Source organism: Winogradskyella eximia (assembly GCF_003386165.1).
In the GTDB taxonomy this organism is placed as follows: domain Bacteria; phylum Bacteroidota; class Bacteroidia; order Flavobacteriales; family Flavobacteriaceae; genus Winogradskyella; species Winogradskyella eximia.
Genome location: NZ_QRDV01000006.1, coordinates 1 through 17,912 on the forward strand (window position 1 = coordinate 1; position 17,912 = coordinate 17,912).

Below are 17,912 nucleotides of genomic sequence, written 5' to 3' on the forward strand. Positions count from 1 at the left end.
GCCAACGGATGGCTATTGGTTTACAGTAGAGTATGACGAACCTTTAACAGGAGCACGTAAAGAATTTAAAGCCCATTTCACCTTGAAACGATAAAGAATTATGAAATTAAAAAAGTATTGTTTAGTAGCATTTATAGCTTTTTTGGCAAATTATAGCTTTGCCCAAGAAGGAATTCCTATTTATTCTGATTATTTAACAGATAATTATTATTTAATTCACCCTTCTATGGCAGGTGTTGCTAATTGTGCCAAGATTAGGTTAACGGCAAGGCAGCAATGGTTTGGTGTTGATGATGCTCCTAGTTTGCAAACATTAAGTATGAACGGTAGAATAGGTGATTCTCCTGTGGCTATTGGTGGTGTTGTTTTTAATGATGCTAATGGTTACCATTCAACCGTTGGTGGTTATGCAACTTTTGCTTATCATTTAATGTTTTCTAGAAATGAAATTGATTTAAATATGCTTTCTTTTGGTCTAAGTGCTGGTTTTTTACAGTATAAGTTAGATGAAACGAGTTGGTTAGTTCCAGGTGAACCTTATGATCAGGCTGTGGATGGTATAGTACAAAGCGCAACTAATTTTAATATTGACTTTGGCTTTTCTTACCATTTTGTAGATTTTTATGCACATTTTACGGCAAAGAATATTTTGGATAACGAAGGGATAAATTGGAATGGTATAGATGGATTTGAATATCAAAATTTAAGAACCTATTTATTGTCTTCTGGTTATACTTTTAGTAAGTTCGGTAGCGAATGGAGCTATGAGCCTTCAATTATGTATATGTATAGAGATGCTACTAAAGAATCTTCAATTGACCTTAATGCTAAAGTTTATAAAGAAATGGATTTTGGTAAAGTTTGGGGTGGATTATCTTACAGACGTAGTTTAGATGGAGCAGAGTTTCAAGATGGATCTGGTGTTAGTAGTCAAAAATTACAATATATAACTCCATTTTTAGGAATAGATTATAATAATTTCGTGTTTGCTTACACATATTCTTATCAGGCAAATACGGTAAGTTTTAACTCAGGTGGTTTTCACCAATTAACTCTTGGTTTCAACTTTAACTGTAGAAGAGCTAAATATGAGTGTAATTGTCCTGCAGTAAATTAAATTATTATCATTTTATATAAAAGAAAAAAAGGCTCAATATAATTGAGCCTTTTTTTCTTTTAATGAGTTATTATTCCCATTTGTAATTTTTCTTTTCTGCTTGTGTTTTTAAAGCTTTAAGCATTGCATTTTCTAGACTGTTAGACGCATTGGTATTTTGCTTAGCTACATAATCTCGTCGCTTTAGGTTGAGGGCCGCAATTTCATCTTGTAGCTTTATACGAGTTTTACTTTGTGCTTCAACATAAGATTTAATTTCGGCTTTAGATTTTCCTTTTAATTCTATTGGCAATTCGCTTTGTTTTAAATCTTCATATGAAAAATCTTCTTCTTTTTCGGCATCAACTAAATCCCAAGAACTATTTTTATATAGACGAGAACTCTTACTTACCGTTCTACTTACAGCATTTGCTTTATTATAACTCATTGCATTAGAATCTTGTTCGGCTTGCATTTCCATCTTTTTTCTACCAGCACTACCATAGGCAACATAAGTTTTGTTCAATTTTTCATTGAGCTCTAATATTTTGTCATCGTAAGGTGAAGCGATATGCACAGTTGCTTCATTATGATTAATTGCCATATAATTACCATGAGTTAAATCGGCTCCGTGTTTCCATGAGATAGAAATGCCTTGATCATAATCTCCACAAAAAATAGTGTTTACAGTAACGTCTCTGTTGTGCGCTAATTTTGATGCTTCCTTATAACTCACATTACCTTGAGAATAAGGTTCATTTCCGGCTATGAAAATAAGTTTTAAATCATCTTCATTAGTTCCCCATTCTAATTGGTTAAGAGCTGTTTTAATTACTTTTCCACAATATTCATTTCCTCCGTTTGTGGTTAAAGAGAATAATGATTTGGAAATTTCATCTAAATCATCACTAAAAGAAATCACCTGTCTTAAATAACCTTCTTCTGCATTAAGATTATCGTTTCCGTATTCGTAAAGTGCAATTTTAAGATTAGGATTTTCGTTTTCACATTTTGCATAAGACAGTTCGTTTACAATCTTCCAAAGTTGGGCTTTGGCTTGGTCTATTAATCCATCCATACTATTACTAGTGTCTAGTAGTAACGCAACTTTAATTTCGGGTTGTTCGGTTTTTGAATTTGTTTCGATTACAGTTTCTGCAATTAATTGATTAGAAATATCCGACTTTTTATTATTGGCATTGCAAGCCATTAAAGTGGTAAGACATAATGCAACAATCAAAGGTTTAAATTGTGTTTTCATGTTATAGGTTTTAAATTATATTCAAAAGTTTATTTTTTTGTGTTTAATTCTTTTACATCTATTGTACCGTTTGGAGAAATTACATAGTACTTGTGATCTATTTTTGTTTCTACAATTGGTGTGTCTTTTTTCTCTATTGGTTTGGGAGTGAAAACGAGTTTTATATTCATGCCAATTTGAACTACAGGTTCTAAAATAGAAGGGTTAATTACAACATCATAGTTTTCGTAGGTTAAAGGTTGGTAATAGTAAGAGGTCTGTTTTTTTGCTGTAGTTACGCCCTTGCTTTTATCTAAGGCCTCTACGGAAATACTGTTATAGGCTTGGTAGCTTTGGTAAAAATCCTTCGGAAAATAACAATATTTATCATCTGCAATAGCTACGTTATAATCAGACATATCAAAGCCTAAAACTTTGTAGTATGCTTTTTTCTCTTCAATGAGTTTTAATAATTGATCTTGAAGATTTTTGTAAACGTCTTGAATGTTGTCTATATAATAATCAACCTTGACCAAGTTATATACTTCACTTTGCGCACATGCTTCTAAAATCGCTTCAAACTGATTGGTTTTTGTAAATTGAATATGAATGTTTTGTTGCAATTCAAATCCCTTAGGAACTTCCGTGTACGTTTTACTGAATAATTTCTTAGTGACTTCAACTTCGTAAATAGGAATAAAAGAGATCACATCAATTGCTATATTGTTTTGAGTAATACCTTTAGCGTTTAAGCGATTTTTAATTTGGTCTATACGTTCTTTCATTAACTGGTTAGTGATTTCAGCTGAAGGCCCTATTTGAGAGACATTGAATAGAGCTGTGTAAGTTGTAGCACTAACATTTTGGAGCGCTTTTACATCAACGGTCAATATATTACTGGGATGAAGTGTTTGGTTGATTTGTTTTTGAACCGTTGGGTTATAGATTTGAGCATTTCCTGAACTTAAAATATTTTGTCTAGAAATATCTTTAGTGATTTCATTATAATTTCCTCGATGTTGAGCAGCAAGATTAAGGCTGAATATTAAAAAGAGCACTAATCCTAAATTGATTGTTTTCATGTGTATTATTGTTTTTTGATTTATAGGGTAAAGCTCTGTTGAAAAAACAGCGATTAAAAACCAGAATGAGTAAAACGCTTCTTTGGATGAGTAAACTGGACTAAGTTTTTAGTATAAGTCCTCTTTTAATGTTTGATATGTATAGAATTCCGTATCAGTGATTTTTTGAAACCAAATAAAGTATGTAAGTTTAGTCCAACAAATAGAAAGTGTAAGTGAGAATTTTTAAAACATATGGTTTTTTACTATTGTTTTGTTGTGTTGGGTTTTTATCCTTCGGACAGAATAATAAGTCAATTAAAAAAAACAGTGAACCTGTATTTACCATTAGAGGCTCTGTGTATGACAAAAGTACACATGATCCTTATAGTGGTGTAGAAGTATTAGTAAATGGAGGAAAGTACACTAGAACTAGTTTTGATGGATCATTTAATGTATTAGCCAAAATGGGGGATGAGCTAATTATTAGCCATAAAGATTTTGAAACCATTTACTATACCATTAAATCTAATGAACGTGTAATTATTGAAGTTGTTGATTCTGAAAAATCGAGTTTTCAATCTAAAAGTAATGGAAATGTAAAACGTTTTAATGAGATGATTGATTCTGCTGATGTCTACCTTAAAAAAGACGCAGAGAAGAGTATTAAGTTTATTGGAGATGCACTAAATGGAGGAATTAATACCGCACAAAGTGCTGAAGCACATGAATTGTTGGGTGATGTTTATAGGTATTGGAAACAGTTTGATTTGGCTATTTCTGCATACAAAATTAGCCTTCAAAATACAAAGACAACATCTGCACAACTAAAATTAGCAAAGTCTTATCTAGATAATGGTGATTTTGATACTAGCCTAGCGACTTATAATGCGATTGATGAAAATGCTTTATCTAACTATGATAAAACTATATGGTTTGAAGGTAGAGGAGATGTATTTGTAAAACTGAAAGATTATTCTAACGGCATTAAAGCATATGAAGATGGCTTAAAAGTGGCAAAAAAACATCTAATTGCGCCAAAGGTTACAGATTTAAATTCTAAAATGGCACAAGTCTATAGCGACCAAGGACAAACGACTAAGGCAAAAAGTTTTTTTAATAATTCCTTGAATTTAGCTGAAAAAGAAAATAAAAAACGTGCAGTAGAAGAACAGATTAAGGTAGCAGAATTTAATAGCGCAAATGCAGATTACGAAAATGAAATTGTATTAAGAAAGCAAGCGATTGAAGGAATTAAGGATATTGAAAGAGATTCTGTAATCGCTAATGAAAGTCCTATAACATCACAAAAACAAAACTATAAAATTGCAACAGCTTACTTACTTAGTGATGATTTAAACAATGCGATTCCATATTTAGAAAAAAGTAGAGAAGAAGCTGGAGAGAAGGGAGATTTAGATGTTAAGTTAGATGCAACGCGCAAGCTTTCTGAAGTTAATGCGAGATTAGGTAATACTGAAAAAACAATAGCCTATAATGAAGAATATAAAAATGTAGTAGATGAGTTATATGCTAAAAAAATACAAGAAATATCTCAAGCCGCACGTTTTAGTAGAAACATTGCTGAGCAGCAAAATAGAATAACATCTTTAGAGAGTGATAGGGCTTTGTCTAAGAGTAAATACGAGTTAACACAAGAACAGAATAAAAGTCAGAAAGTTATTATTTATTCACTAATTGGAGGTTTAGTTTTGTTATTAATTACGGGTTATTTAATGTTTAAATATATTAAACAACAACGTTTAGCAAATAATCTATTGGCTTTAAAATCCTTAAGAAGTCAGATGAATCCACATTTTATTTTTAATGCTTTAAACTCTGTAAATACATTTATTGCAACAAATGATGAGCGAACTGCAAATAAATATCTGTCTGATTTTTCACAGTTAATGCGAGCTGTTTTAGAAAATAGTGAAGAAGATTTTATTCCATTGAAAAAGGAAATTGAGTTATTAAATTTATACACCAAGCTAGAGCATTTTAGATTTCAAGATAAGTTTGATTATTCTATAGATGTAGACGAAACTATAGATATTGAAGAATTTCAGATTCCACCTATGTTATTACAACCTTATATTGAAAATGCCGTATGGCACGGCTTACGTTACAAAACCGAAAAAGGACATTTAAATATTAATATTCAACCAAAATCCAAAGACGAAATAAATATCACCATTTCAGATGATGGTATTGGTAGAGAACGCTCTAAAGCATTAAAAACAGACCATCAGAAAAAGCAAAACTCTAAAGGAATGAATAATATTAAAAAACGTGTTGCTATTTTGAATGAAATGTATAAAGATAAAGTTGATGTAACAATCGATGATTTCCAAAATTTGGAAGATGCAGGAACCAAGGTAGTTGTAACACTAAAGAAAGATTAAGTATGAAATTAAACGCTATAATTGTTGAGGACGAAGAAAATAGTAGACTAATTCTAAGAAATTACTTAACAAAATACTGCCCCAATATTTCGATTTTAGGTGAAGCGGCAAATGTTGAAGAAGCATTAGTATTAATTAGAGCTAATGATTTAGATGTTGTCTTTTTAGATGTAGAGATGCCTTATGGCAATGCTTTTGATTTATTAGATAAAGTTGGAGATATCAATTTCGAAACCATATTTGTAACCGCTTACAACCATTATGCAATTGAAGCTTTAAATGCGCATGCTTCGTATTATTTAATGAAACCAATTTCTATTGATGAGTTAATAAAAGCTGTAGATTATGTTACGGAAATTAGAACAAAAGAAGATGCCCTTCAAGATCAGGTTTTAGTGCCAAAGACAAATTCTGTGAGTGGTAAAATAACTATTCCGCAGCAAGATGGTTTTGAAGTTATCGAAACTGCAGATATTATGTATTGTAAAGCAGATGATAACTACACAGAAATATATCTTAATACCAATAAAAAGAAACTTGTTAGTAAAACATTAAAGTATATAGAGGAAAGCTTAAAGGATGCTAATTTTGCTAGAGTGCACAAAAGCTACTTAGTCAACGTTAATGAAATTGTAAAATACGTAAAAGGTAAAGGTGGAAGTGTGGTATTAAGTAATGGCAAAGAGATTATGGTATCAGCTTCAAAAAAGTCTGATTTGTTGTCTTATTTTAAGTGATAAAATAGCTTTTATTCTTGCTCATATTTAAATGGCTCAATGGGATGATCTTGATAATAATGTTCAAAGGTCTTATTTGTTGTGTATTTCTCTTTTAATGTTTTATATACCATTAAAACTACAGCTATTTGCCCAATAACAGTTAGATAAAAGACCCAAGTAAAAGAAAAATTTAGTGTGGCCATTATTGTTACGGTAATCAATAATAATGTGGTGATTATTACATATGGAAAAGGTGAGGATTTCATATCTTAAAAATTTTTAATTTAAGATACTAATTTTATGTAAAATCTAAAAGGTATTTAACGTAACTCTAACAGCATTTAATTTAAATTACATACTCAATTCCACTACTAAGCCTTCATTTGCTCTTACATTAAAAACTGTATTATCTTCAAAAATTAAGTATTGGCCTTTAATACCAACTAATTTTCCAGAGTAATGTGGAGTTTTACTTAGATTAAGGCTTTTAGGTTTTAAAGGATAGTGTTCTACAGGGAAATCAATATGTGTTTCAGTATTGTTTTCAATAAAATAGGGTTGTGCTTCTTCTGGAATGTATTGTTTTAGTTTTTGTCGCCATTCTAATAAATCTTCATCCTTAATATCGTTTTTCAGCATAGTTCGCCAGTTGGTTTTATCAGCAACATGTTCTTTTAAGGCAACTTCGGTAATTCCAGCTAAATAACGGTTAGGAACTTCAACTATCTCTATGGCTTCATGTGCGCCTTGGTCAATCCAACGCGTGGGCACTTGTCCTTTTCTAGTAACACCAACTTTTACGTTGCTAGAGTTGGCTAAATATACAATGTGTGGTTGTAGTTGTACTTGTTTTTCAAATTCGAGGTCTCTATCCTCTATACCTAAATGTGCTGTACTTAATTCTGGTCGCATTATCCAATCTCCTGCGAGTGGTTGATTAAAAAAACAGGTTTTACAAAAGCCTTGTCTGTAAATTGGACGGTCTAATCCACAGCTTAAACATTGATGTCCAATAAGCTTTATATCAATAGGTTTATTCAATAATTGATTGACATGTATAAAATCATTTTTAAAGACTAGATAGTATTGAATAGGCTCTAAAAATTCAGTTTGCATTTTTGTGAGGACTCCTGTGTAAACCATGAAAGAATTTTAGTATTTTTAGCATTCATTTATGTCGTAAAGATAGCCAATCTATGCCAATTCCTATTGTAAATTCTATAGCTTCATGGTTTTTGAAAAAACGATTTCATCAAATTGAATTGTTTTTAAAATACCCAAATGAAGTTCAGAATGAATTGCTTTTTAGCCTTTTAAAAGTGGCAAAAGATACCGATATAGGTAGGCAATATGATTTTGATTCTATAAAAACATATAGGGAATTTAATTCTCGAATTCCGGTTGTTAATTATGAAGATTTTCAGCCTTTAGTAGAACGCTCGCGTAATGGTGAACAGAATATCTTTTGGCCGAGACCTATAAAGTGGTTTGCTAAATCTAGCGGAACAACAAATGCAAAAAGTAAATTTATTCCTGTTAGCTCAGAATCTTTAGAAGATTGCCATTATGCAGCAAGTAAAGATTTGTTGTGTATGTATTTAAATAATAATGAAGACGCACAATTATTTACAGGGAAAAGTTTAAGGCTAGGTGGCAGTAAAGAGTTATACAAGGAAAATGGAACGGCATTTGGGGATTTAAGTGCTATTCTTATAGATAATATGCCATTTTGGGCAGAGTTTAGTAGCACTCCTAGTAATAGGGTATCTTTAATGAGTGATTGGGAAACTAAGATGCAAGCCATTGTTGATGAAACTATAGAGGAAAATGTTACAAGTCTTGCAGGTGTACCATCTTGGATGTTGGTTTTGTTGAACAACGTTTTGGATAAAACAGGAAAAGATAGTCTATTTGATATTTGGCCAAATTTAGAAGTCTATTTCCACGGAGGAGTAAGTTTTAATCCGTATGTAGAACAGTATAAAGCTATATTACCTTCAAATAATTTTAGATATTACGAAATTTATAATGCTTCTGAAGGCTTTTTTGCCATTCAAGATCAGAATAATTCTAGCGATTTATTGTTGATGTTAGACTATGGTATCTTTTATGAGTTTATTCCTATGGATAGTTATGGTACGCTACAGCAAACAGTAATTCCATTAGGCGATGTAAAGCTCAATACCAATTATGCTGTTATAATTACAACTAATGCCGGTTTATGGAGATATAAAATTGGTGATACAATTAGATTTGTAAGTTTAAGTCCACATAGAATTAGGGTTACTGGGAGAACCAAACATCACATTAATGCTTTTGGTGAAGAATTGATTATAGAGAATGCAGAGAAAGCCTTTAAAAGCGTATGTAAACGTACTGCAGCAGAAATAGTTGATTATACTGCGGCTCCTATTTTTATGGAAGGGAAAGAAAAGGGAGCACACGAGTGGATTATTGAGTTTAAAACTCCACCAGAAAACATGTCTTATTTTGAAGAGTTATTTGATAATGCATTGAAATCCTTAAACTCGGATTATGAGGCCAAGCGTTTTAATAACATGACCTTAAATAAACCTAAAATTCATTGTGCAAGGCCTAACTTGTTTTATGATTGGTTAAAGGAAAATGATAAATTAGGAGGGCAGCATAAAGTGCCTCGTTTATCTAATTCTAGAATTTATTTAGAACAACTATTACAAATTAATAGCATTTGATTGTTCTATAGTTGTTTAAAAATGATCAACTAGCTGTTTAACCTTAAAAAGAACAGAAAGAAACAACATAACGGCAATCACTTGTATTTTATCCAAAATATATAATCAAATGCACTTCACATTGATTATAGCTTATATATTCGTTAAAAATTAATGTGCTATTAACTTTTACAATTCCTTAAAATATATTGCCAGCAATATTAAATTAATTAATTCCCTGACTAAAAAAACCACAATTCAGAACTATTGAATTGTGGTTTTTTATTTGGTTAAAATAATTAAGAAGTTTAAGAAACTGCCTTCAATTTTTTCAACGTCGATTTATTCAATCGATCTTCAGCATAAGTTTTTGTGATATTTAGTTTTGTTTCACCAGAACCTGGCAATTCAAACATGGCTTCTGTTAAAATTTCTTCACAAAGCGATCTTAAACCACGAGCACCAAGTTTATATTCAATAGCTTTTCCTACAATATAATCTAGAGCACCATCTGTAATGGTAAAATTAACATCATCCATTTCAAACAATTTTTTATATTGTTTAATGATGGCATTTTTAGGCTCTGTTAAAATTGCTCTTAACGTCTTAGCGTCTAAAGGATCCATGTATGTTAATACAGGTAAACGACCAATGATTTCTGGAATTAATCCAAAATCCTTTAAATCCTTTGGTATAATATACTGTAGGATATTATCCTTATCAACACTTTCTTTATTAATAGAGCTATAACCAATCGCTTGCATATTTAAACGTTTGGTAATAACACGTTCAATGCCATCAAACGCTCCACCAGCAATAAATAAAATGTTTTCTGTGTCTACTTCAATAAACTTTTGATCTGGATGCTTACGACCTCCTTTTGGTGGTACGTTTACTACAGTGCCTTCTAAAAGTTTAAGTAAAGCTTGTTGCACACCTTCACCAGAAACATCTCTAGTTATAGATGGGTTATCACTCTTACGAGCAATCTTATCAATTTCGTCAATAAAAACGATACCTCGTTGTGCTTTTTCAAGATTGTAATCTGCTGCTTGCAATAAGCGAGTTAAAATACTTTCTACATCTTCACCAACATAACCAGCTTCTGTAAGTACAGTGGCATCAACAATAGCTAAAGGTACATTTAACATTTTAGCAATAGTTTTTGCCATTAACGTTTTACCGGTACCTGTTTGCCCAACCATAATGATGTTACTCTTTTGTATTTCAATATCATCATCGGTTGGTGGTTGTAATAAACGCTTGTAGTGATTATATACAGCAACAGACATTACACGCTTAGTGTTTTCTTGTCCAATGATATATTCGTCTAAAAATCCTTTTATTTCTTTAGGTTTTTTAAGCATTAATTCTGCACTTAGTTCTGAGTTGCCAGATTGTTTAGACTCTTCTAAAACAATGCCATGAGCTTGCTCAATACAACGGTCACAGATATGCGCATCTAAACCTGCAATTAGTAAACTAGTTTCTGGTTTTTTTCTACCACAGAATGAACATTCTAATTCTTCCTTTGCCATCTTCAATTTTTTAAATTCCTGCGTATCCAGAAATTTTATTTTACATTTTAATTATTAGTCGAAAGTAATGAGGTTTACTTGCGCTTTAATACTTCATCAATCATACCGTATTCTAAAGCTTCTTCTGAACGCATCCAATAATCTCTATCAGAATCTTTTTCAACTTGCTCAATAGATTTGCCAGAATGTTTTGCAATAACTGCGTATAATTCTTCTTTAACTCTAATGGTTTCTTTTAAGGCAATTTCCATATCGCTTAACTGACCTTGAGTTCCGCTACTTACTTGGTGAATCATTACACGAGAATGCGTTAATGCCGAACGTTTGCCTTCTGCACCAGCACATAATAATACGGCTGCCATAGAAGCTGCAATGCCTGTACAAATTGTAGCTACATCTGGTTTTACAAATTGCATAGTATCATAAATACCTAAACCTGCATATACAGAACCTCCTGGTGAATTGATATAAATTTGAATATCTTTTGAAGCATCAGTACTTTGTAAAAACAATAATTGTGCTTGTATAATATTTGCAACTTGGTCGTTAACACCAGTGCCTAAAAAGATAATACGATCCATCATAAGACGTGAAAACACATCAAAAACGGCAATATTCATTTGGCGTTCTTCAATAATGTTTGGAGTCATGTTAGAAGGGTACATGCTTTCTATAATCTTACTGTAATAATTACTATTGATTCCTTGATCTTTAATTGCGAATTTTTCAAATTCTTTTCCGTAATCCATATAAATTTAAATTCTTTTAATTAATTAGACATTTTAACGTCTTCCGTTTTATGTAAATAATAAAGGTTTTTGATTGTGAATTCCGTTTAGAAGCAAATCAATTACGCTCAGTGTGGCCACTGTTTTCTAAAGAAAATTATTTTCCATAAAAAAAAGCGCAAAACCAATAAGTTTTACGCTTTAAAGATACTAATTATTTTAATGAGACTGATTAACTATAAAATTCTTTAACAAAATCGTCATAAGTAATTTCTTTAGTCTTAACGTTAGCTTCAGTCTTATAAAGGTTTAATAATTTTTGACTCATCAACTGTTCAGACATACGTTTTACTTCATCTTGGTTAGATAAAATACGTGCTGCAATGTCTTCTAGCTCTTTTTCTGAAGGATTCATTTGTCCAAATTGTGCCATTTGTCCTTTAATCATATCCATAGAATAAGATTTTAATTCTTCAAATTGAACTTGAAGTTTATGATCTTGAATCAATTTACCTTCTATAAGTTGGTAACGCATGCTTTTTTCAGACTTTTCATATTCTTCTTTAGCTTGCTCTTCAGTCATTGCTTCTTCACCTGCAGTTTGCATCCATTTCTGTAAGAATGTTGATGGTAAATCGAATTTAGTGTTTTCAATTAAGCTCTCAGTAACATCGTTTAATAGTTTCTGATCACCTTGTTGAGAAAATTGCTTTTCTGAATCTTCCTTGATTTTGTCTTTTAGTTCGGTTACAGAAGTAACTTTTCCTTCACCAAATAACTTATCAAATAACTCTTGGTCTAAATCAGCTAATTCACGTTCGTTAATTTCAGTGATTGTAAAATTCACTTCAATATCTAAACCATGAGCATCATCATGAGCTACTTTTAAAAAGTTCATTAAATCGTGATCATCGTTAAATAATCCTTTTGTCTTTAATGTTATAACATCACCAACTTTTGCTCCGATAAATTTCTTAGGATTTGTTTTCCCTTTTAATTTATCTAAAGTAATCATTGTAGAATTATCGATTTCCTTTTCTTCGTTAGTAAAAGTTCCTGTGATTTCAGAATCTTGTGTTACTTCGTTTTGAGAAACGATTTTTCCATATTGTTTTTGGATATGTACAATTTGATCATCGATCATTTTGTCATCTGCAACAATATTATAATGTGTAATTGCTTTTTTACCCTTTAATTCTACATCGAATTTAGGAGCTAAACCTAATTCAAATTCAAAAGAAAATGCTTCTGCATCCCAATTTAAATCGTCTTGTGCTTTTGGTAACGGATTACCTAAAACATCTAATTTTTCTTCAACTAAATACTTGCCAAGGGCATCTTGTAGTAATTTGTTTACTTCATCTACTAATACAGCTTTACCATATTGCTTTTTTACCATTCCCATTGGTACGTGGCCTTTTCTAAAGCCAGGAATGTTTGCAGACTTACGGTAATCTACTAATATTTTTTCTACTTTATCGCTATAATCTTCCTTAGCGATATCAACTTTTACAACTGCATTTAATGCATCGATGTTTTCTCTTGTAATGTTCATTTTTATTGAAACTAAAATTGGGCTGCAAAAATACAATATTTTTTGCAACCCAACAACAGTTTTAAGCGTTTGTATATCAGCTACTTTTTATCGTCTTTTAAAAAGGATTGTAGTAATGATTGCAGTATAGATAGTAGAATACTAAATAATATGGCTGTCCAAAAACTAGAGACGCTAAATCCGTCTACAAGTTTGTCTGCTAATAGAATAATGCACGCATTGATAACCAAAAGAAACAATCCTAAAGTAACAATGGTTATTGGTAATGTAAGAATGACTAAAATTGGTTTTACCAATAAATTTAGAATGGATAAAACAACAGCAACTATTATTGCGCCAGTATAACCGTCTACATGTACACCGTTTAAAACATTTGCTAAAATAAAAACGGCTAGTGCGTTAAGTAAAAGTCTAATAATTAGATTCATAATTTATTGTTTTGAATTATATCTAAGATACTGAATATTTTAAAATTATTTCTGAACTTGAAAAACAATAGGTATTGAAAAAGGCATTATAACAGTTTTGCCACGTTGTTTTCCTGGTTTTAATTTAGGGAGTAAGTTTATAACTCGAATCGCTTCCTTAATAAGTTTAGGATGAGGTCCTTTTGCCTTTATATCTGTTATTTCCCCAGTTTTATCAACTTTAAATGTTACAAAAATCCGTTGAATTCCTGATAGCCCGATATTAGCAGCTGAATTAGTATTGAAATTTGCTTTGATTATCTCATTGACTTTTTTATTCATGCATTTCTTTTTTTCTGAATTACCTTTGGAATTTTCACAACCAGGATAAATAGCAACTCTTTCTAATACACCATCTGGTACTTCAGTAATTAGTAATTTAGTATCGGTTTTTGAATTTGTAGCTGCCCCATAATAGAATTTAATTTTTTCTACCTTTTTACCATTAGCGTCATATTTTGTCCAAGTGTTATGTAGCCTATCTTTATTATAGTCTCCTTTCCATTCCAAAATCATATTTGGTAAATAGCGTTTTTCTTCGCCTTCTTTTTTGTCGTTTTCATTTTTACCTTCTAATTTAAGGTTTCCATTTTTGTAAAAGTTTTTATAGATTCCATCTCTTACACCATCTTTATAATTTACCAACCATTCTACCGTTCCGTTTTTGAAATAGCGTTTCCATTCTCCTACTGGATCATAATTTTTATGCTTGGCTTCAATTTCTATGGAGCCATCCTCATAATAACTCTTAAAATAGCCCGATTTATCTTGCCATTTGTACTTTGTATTTCCACTTTCATAAAAACCAATACGTACATAAACACCATCTTCTTTTACTGTTTTTCTGCTAACTATTCCATTTTCGAAATATGAAATTTCTTCTTTATTAAATTTACCATCATTATAACTGTATATCCTCGAAACTTGTCCGTTTTTATAATAGCGTTTCCATTCTCCAATACGTTTGTTGTTTTTGTATTGCCCTTCTTTTTTAAGTTCTCCAGAATCATAGAATTCTTGATGTGGTCCATCAGGCTTGTTTTGAGCTAATGAAAATTGAATACTAAATAGGAAAAGAATAATTATGTATATATACTTCATACTAATAAGATATGGATTTTAATTAAAGAAAGTTCATTACAGCATCATAAAACTCTTTTGGATTTTCTGCATGTAGCCAATGGCCAGCATTAGAAATTGTAATTATCCTAGAATTAGGAAAATGACGATGAATAAGTGCTTCATCTGCCTCAGCAATATATTCTGAACGGTCACCTCTTAAAAATAAAGTGTCTTTTTCAAAAATAGCATGTATAGGAAGTGCTTCTCCAACTTCGGAAACGTTTTCTTTTAAACTATCTAAATTAATGCGTAAGCCTAATTGTCCTTTTTCTACCCAATATAAATTTTTGAGAAGAAACATACGAGTTCCCACTTCATGAACATAGTTACTCAGAGCTTTATCAGCTTCGCCTCTCGTTTTTATTTCTGAAAAATCTAAACTGCTTAAGCCTTCTAAAATGGCATCATGATGAATAGGGTAGTAGCGTGGTGAAATATCTGCAACAATGAGCTTACTAACCATTTCTGGGTATTTGGCGGCAAAAAGCATAGCTGTTTTTCCTCCCATGGAATGGCCTAATAAAACAATGTCTTCGAGATTGTTGGTTTTACAATAAGTTTTTAAATCTTCGGCCATTAACTCGTAGTCAAACTCGTTAGAATGAAAACTACGACCATGATTACGTTGGTCCACGAGGTGCACTTCAAAATTCTCTTCAGAAAATTGCTTAGCTAAAGTTTTCCAATTGTCTCCCATGCCCAAAAAACCATGTAGGATAATAAATGGCTTTCCCTCTCCTATAATGTTTGAGTATAATATCATTATCAGTTTTGTTTCTTAACGACTTTGTGTCTTTTAATGAAAATTTACTTTAATTTATCTAAATACATGCCTATTACATTTTCAACTCCCAAATAAAGGCTTTCGGCAATTAAGGCATGTCCAATAGAAACTTCTAGCAAGCCCGTTATGTTTTCTTTGAAAAATTTAATATTATCTAAAGATAAATCATGTCCTGCATTAATGCCAAGTTGCAAGGTGTTAGCCAAGCCTGCACATTCCATATATGGATTAATAGCTTTTTTATTTCCTAAACTATATTGATGTGCAAAGGCTTCTGTGTAAAGTTCAATCCGGTCAGTACCTGTTGCTTTTGCACCTTCAATTTGGTGTAAGTCTGGATCTACAAATATGGAAGTTCTTATACCGTTGCTTTTAAATTCCTTAATCACTTCAATTAAAAAATCTTTATGTTTTAGAGTGTCCCAACCTGCATTAGAAGTTATTGCATCTACAGAATCTGGTACTAAGGTGACTTGTGTAGGCTTTATTTTTAAAACCATATCCACAAATTTTGGAATAGGGTTACCTTCTATATTGTATTCAGTGTAAACTTCTGGTTTCAAGTCATATGCGTCTTGGTAGCGAATATGACGCTCATCTGGTCTTGGGTGAATAGTAACACCTTCTGCGCCAAAACGCTGAACATCTTTAGCAAACTGAACAACATTTGGTGTGTCACCTCCACGACTATTTCTTAGCGTTGCGATTTTGTTTATATTAACACTTAATTTGGTCATTTTTATAGATTTTGAATTACAAAAATACGAAGTAGGAGGTGCTTTTAATGGTTATTTTTGATTAATTTGCAACTTAAATATTTTAGTATAATGGAGCTTCAGAATTATGTGATAAACGATATAAAGCCACTCAATTTTACCGATAAAATTGGGGATTTAAAAGTGCTATTTAATCAGCTAACCTATTCTCATATTCCTATAATGAATAATAATGTTTATATGGGTTGTATTTCTGAGACTGATACACATTGTTTTGAAGGTAGTATTACAATAAGCGATTGTAATTATGCTATTGAAGGTTTTTTTGTGAGACCAACAACTAATTGGTTAGATGTACTTGAAGCATTTGCTCAAAACGATTCTAACATTATGCCTGTTTTAGATCAGAATAATAAATATTTGGGATATTACGAGTTAAATGATATTATTCATTTATTTAATGAAACTCCTTTCTTTTCAGAACCAGGAGGTATTTTAATTGTTGAAAAAGGAATTAACGATTATTCATTTAGTGAAATTAGCCAAATTGTAGAATCTAATGACGCAAAACTTTTAGGTGCCTTTATTTCTAAAATGGATGGCGATTTAGTAAAAATTACTTTAAAGATTGCTAATGCAAGTCTTAATGAGGTGATTCAAACCTTTAGACGTTATAGCTATAATATTGTATCTGGCCATGAGGATGATACTTATATTGAAAGTTTAAAGGAACGTTCTAAATATCTAGACAAATACCTAAACATGTAATGATGAAACGAGCATGTTCAAAATTTCATTACTTAAACAAATATTTAATAGCGAACAGCATGTGATCATTGAAAAATAATAGAGAAAACACATGAAAGTAGCAATATACGGTCAGAATTATGTAAAAGATACCACTCAAAAAGCAGTGGAACGACTTCTAGATATATTATTAAGGCAACAAGCTAATGTTTTTTTTGAGAGTGAATTTATTACAACTCAAAATGCAGAAATACAAAATAGTTCTGCCATTAGTACTTTTGATAAGCTCGATAAAACTTTTGATTTATTAATAAGCGTTGGAGGTGATGGTACAATTTTAAGAGCTGTAACTTATGTTAGAGATTTAGGGATACCAATTGTTGGTATTAATACAGGTCGTTTGGGTTTTTTAGCAACCATACAAATAGACGATATAGAAACGGCACTTACGGAAATATTTAAGGGAGATTATAAAATTTCGGAACGTTCGTTGTTAAGCGTATCAACGGATCCAGAGCATAGTGATGTGGTTGAAACTAATTTTGCGCTTAATGAAATTGCATTAAGTCGTAAAAACACAACATCAATGATAACTGTAGAAACACATCTAAATGATGAGTTTTTAACTTCATATTGGGCAGATGGACTAATTTTATCTACTCCAACGGGCTCAACAGGTTATTCTTTAAGCTGTGGAGGTCCGGTAATTGCGCCAGATGCTAATAATTTTGCACTTACACCGATTGCTCCGCACAATTTGAGTGCACGTCCTTTAATAATACCAGATAGTACAACTGTAACATTAAGAGTTAATGGTAGGGAAGATCAATTTTTAATGTCTTTAGATTCTAGGATTGTAACATTATCTAATACAACTACAGTAATAGTTAAAAAAGCAGATTTTGTAATTAAAATGGTAGAACTGTTAGATGAAACATTTTTAGCAACACTCCGAAAAAAGTTACTTTGGGGAGAAGATCGACGCAATTAAAACAATAAATACTTCAATAAACTGTTTATCAGTAAGACAATTTACGTCAA

The 17,912-nt window shown here is 31.4% G+C and carries 17 protein-coding genes; 6 read left to right on the top strand and 11 right to left on the bottom strand.

What is annotated here, in order from left to right; translation table 11 throughout:
* Positions 1–100: 100 nt before the first annotated feature.
* Positions 101–1,117, top strand: coding sequence for a PorP/SprF family type IX secretion system membrane protein (locus DFQ10_RS12560; protein WP_115817789.1), 1,017 nt, complete (start codon positions 101–103; stop codon positions 1,115–1,117).
* Positions 1,118–1,187: 70 nt separating this feature from the next.
* Here DFQ10_RS12560 and DFQ10_RS12565 read toward each other — a convergent pair whose 3' ends face one another.
* The gene (locus DFQ10_RS12565) at positions 1,188–2,357 is read right to left on the bottom strand and encodes a vWA domain-containing protein (protein WP_115817790.1); all 1,170 of its coding nucleotides are present in this window, start codon (positions 2,355–2,357) and stop codon (positions 1,188–1,190) included.
* Between the two features lie 29 nt (positions 2,358–2,386).
* Positions 2,387–3,418: an SIMPL domain-containing protein gene (locus DFQ10_RS12570; protein ID WP_115817791.1), complete on the bottom strand. Its 1,032-nt coding sequence runs from the start codon at positions 3,416–3,418 to the stop codon at positions 2,387–2,389.
* A 215-nt stretch (positions 3,419–3,633) separates the two neighbouring features.
* Between DFQ10_RS12570 and DFQ10_RS12575 the strand changes: the two genes are divergently transcribed.
* Together DFQ10_RS12575 and DFQ10_RS12580 are read left to right on the top strand one after the other, a co-directional pair.
* The gene (locus DFQ10_RS12575; protein WP_115817792.1) at positions 3,634–5,802 is read left to right on the top strand and encodes a histidine kinase; all 2,169 of its coding nucleotides are present in this window, start codon (positions 3,634–3,636) and stop codon (positions 5,800–5,802) included.
* Between the two features lie 2 nt (positions 5,803–5,804).
* Positions 5,805–6,539, top strand: a complete 735-nt coding sequence (locus tag DFQ10_RS12580; protein WP_115817793.1) for a LytR/AlgR family response regulator transcription factor — start codon at positions 5,805–5,807, stop codon at positions 6,537–6,539.
* 11 nt (positions 6,540–6,550) lie between these two features.
* On the opposite strand, the gene DFQ10_RS12585 is transcribed toward DFQ10_RS12580, so the two are convergent.
* Positions 6,551–6,787, bottom strand: coding sequence for a hypothetical protein (locus tag DFQ10_RS12585; protein WP_115817794.1), 237 nt, complete (start codon positions 6,785–6,787; stop codon positions 6,551–6,553).
* An 85-nt stretch (positions 6,788–6,872) separates the two neighbouring features.
* Positions 6,873–7,664: a DUF2797 domain-containing protein gene (locus DFQ10_RS12590; RefSeq protein ID WP_115817795.1), complete on the bottom strand. Its 792-nt coding sequence runs from the start codon at positions 7,662–7,664 to the stop codon at positions 6,873–6,875.
* A 53-nt stretch (positions 7,665–7,717) separates the two neighbouring features.
* Between DFQ10_RS12590 and DFQ10_RS12595 the strand changes: the two genes are divergently transcribed.
* On the top strand, positions 7,718–9,235 hold the full coding sequence (locus DFQ10_RS12595; RefSeq protein WP_115817796.1) for a GH3 auxin-responsive promoter family protein: 1,518 nt from the start codon (positions 7,718–7,720) through the stop codon (positions 9,233–9,235).
* A gap of 287 nt (positions 9,236–9,522) precedes the next feature.
* Here DFQ10_RS12595 and clpX read toward each other — a convergent pair whose 3' ends face one another.
* The 7 genes from clpX to DFQ10_RS12630 all read right to left on the bottom strand — a co-directional run bounded on the left by clpX (position 9,523) and on the right by DFQ10_RS12630 (position 16,145).
* On the bottom strand, positions 9,523–10,752 hold the full coding sequence (clpX, locus tag DFQ10_RS12600) for an ATP-dependent Clp protease ATP-binding subunit ClpX (protein ID WP_115817797.1): 1,230 nt from the start codon (positions 10,750–10,752) through the stop codon (positions 9,523–9,525).
* A 74-nt stretch (positions 10,753–10,826) separates the two neighbouring features.
* Positions 10,827–11,501 carry a ClpP family protease gene (locus DFQ10_RS12605; protein WP_115817798.1) on the bottom strand — a complete coding sequence of 225 codons (675 nt, stop codon included), beginning with the start codon at positions 11,499–11,501 and terminating at the stop codon, positions 10,827–10,829.
* Positions 11,502–11,712: 211 nt separating this feature from the next.
* Positions 11,713–13,035, bottom strand: coding sequence for a trigger factor (gene tig, locus DFQ10_RS12610; RefSeq protein ID WP_115817799.1), 1,323 nt, complete (start codon positions 13,033–13,035; stop codon positions 11,713–11,715).
* Between the two features lie 80 nt (positions 13,036–13,115).
* Positions 13,116–13,463: a phage holin family protein gene (locus tag DFQ10_RS12615; protein WP_115817800.1), complete on the bottom strand. Its 348-nt coding sequence runs from the start codon at positions 13,461–13,463 to the stop codon at positions 13,116–13,118.
* 45 nt (positions 13,464–13,508) lie between these two features.
* Complete coding sequence (locus tag DFQ10_RS12620) at positions 13,509–14,603, bottom strand: energy transducer TonB (protein ID WP_115817801.1); 1,095 nt, start codon at positions 14,601–14,603, stop codon at positions 13,509–13,511.
* Between the two features lie 22 nt (positions 14,604–14,625).
* Complete coding sequence (locus DFQ10_RS12625) at positions 14,626–15,387, bottom strand: alpha/beta fold hydrolase (protein WP_115817802.1); 762 nt, start codon at positions 15,385–15,387, stop codon at positions 14,626–14,628.
* Positions 15,388–15,431: 44 nt separating this feature from the next.
* Positions 15,432–16,145, bottom strand: a complete 714-nt coding sequence (locus DFQ10_RS12630) for a pyridoxine 5'-phosphate synthase (protein ID WP_115817803.1) — start codon at positions 16,143–16,145, stop codon at positions 15,432–15,434.
* Between the two features lie 90 nt (positions 16,146–16,235).
* On the opposite strand from DFQ10_RS12630, the gene DFQ10_RS12635 reads away from it, so the two are divergent.
* Together DFQ10_RS12635 and DFQ10_RS12640 are read left to right on the top strand one after the other, a co-directional pair.
* Positions 16,236–16,892 carry a CBS domain-containing protein gene (locus DFQ10_RS12635; protein ID WP_115817804.1) on the top strand — a complete coding sequence of 219 codons (657 nt, stop codon included), beginning with the start codon at positions 16,236–16,238 and terminating at the stop codon, positions 16,890–16,892.
* Positions 16,893–16,983: 91 nt separating this feature from the next.
* Positions 16,984–17,862: an NAD kinase gene (locus DFQ10_RS12640; RefSeq protein WP_115817805.1), complete on the top strand. Its 879-nt coding sequence runs from the start codon at positions 16,984–16,986 to the stop codon at positions 17,860–17,862.
* Positions 17,863–17,912 lie beyond the last annotated feature (50 nt).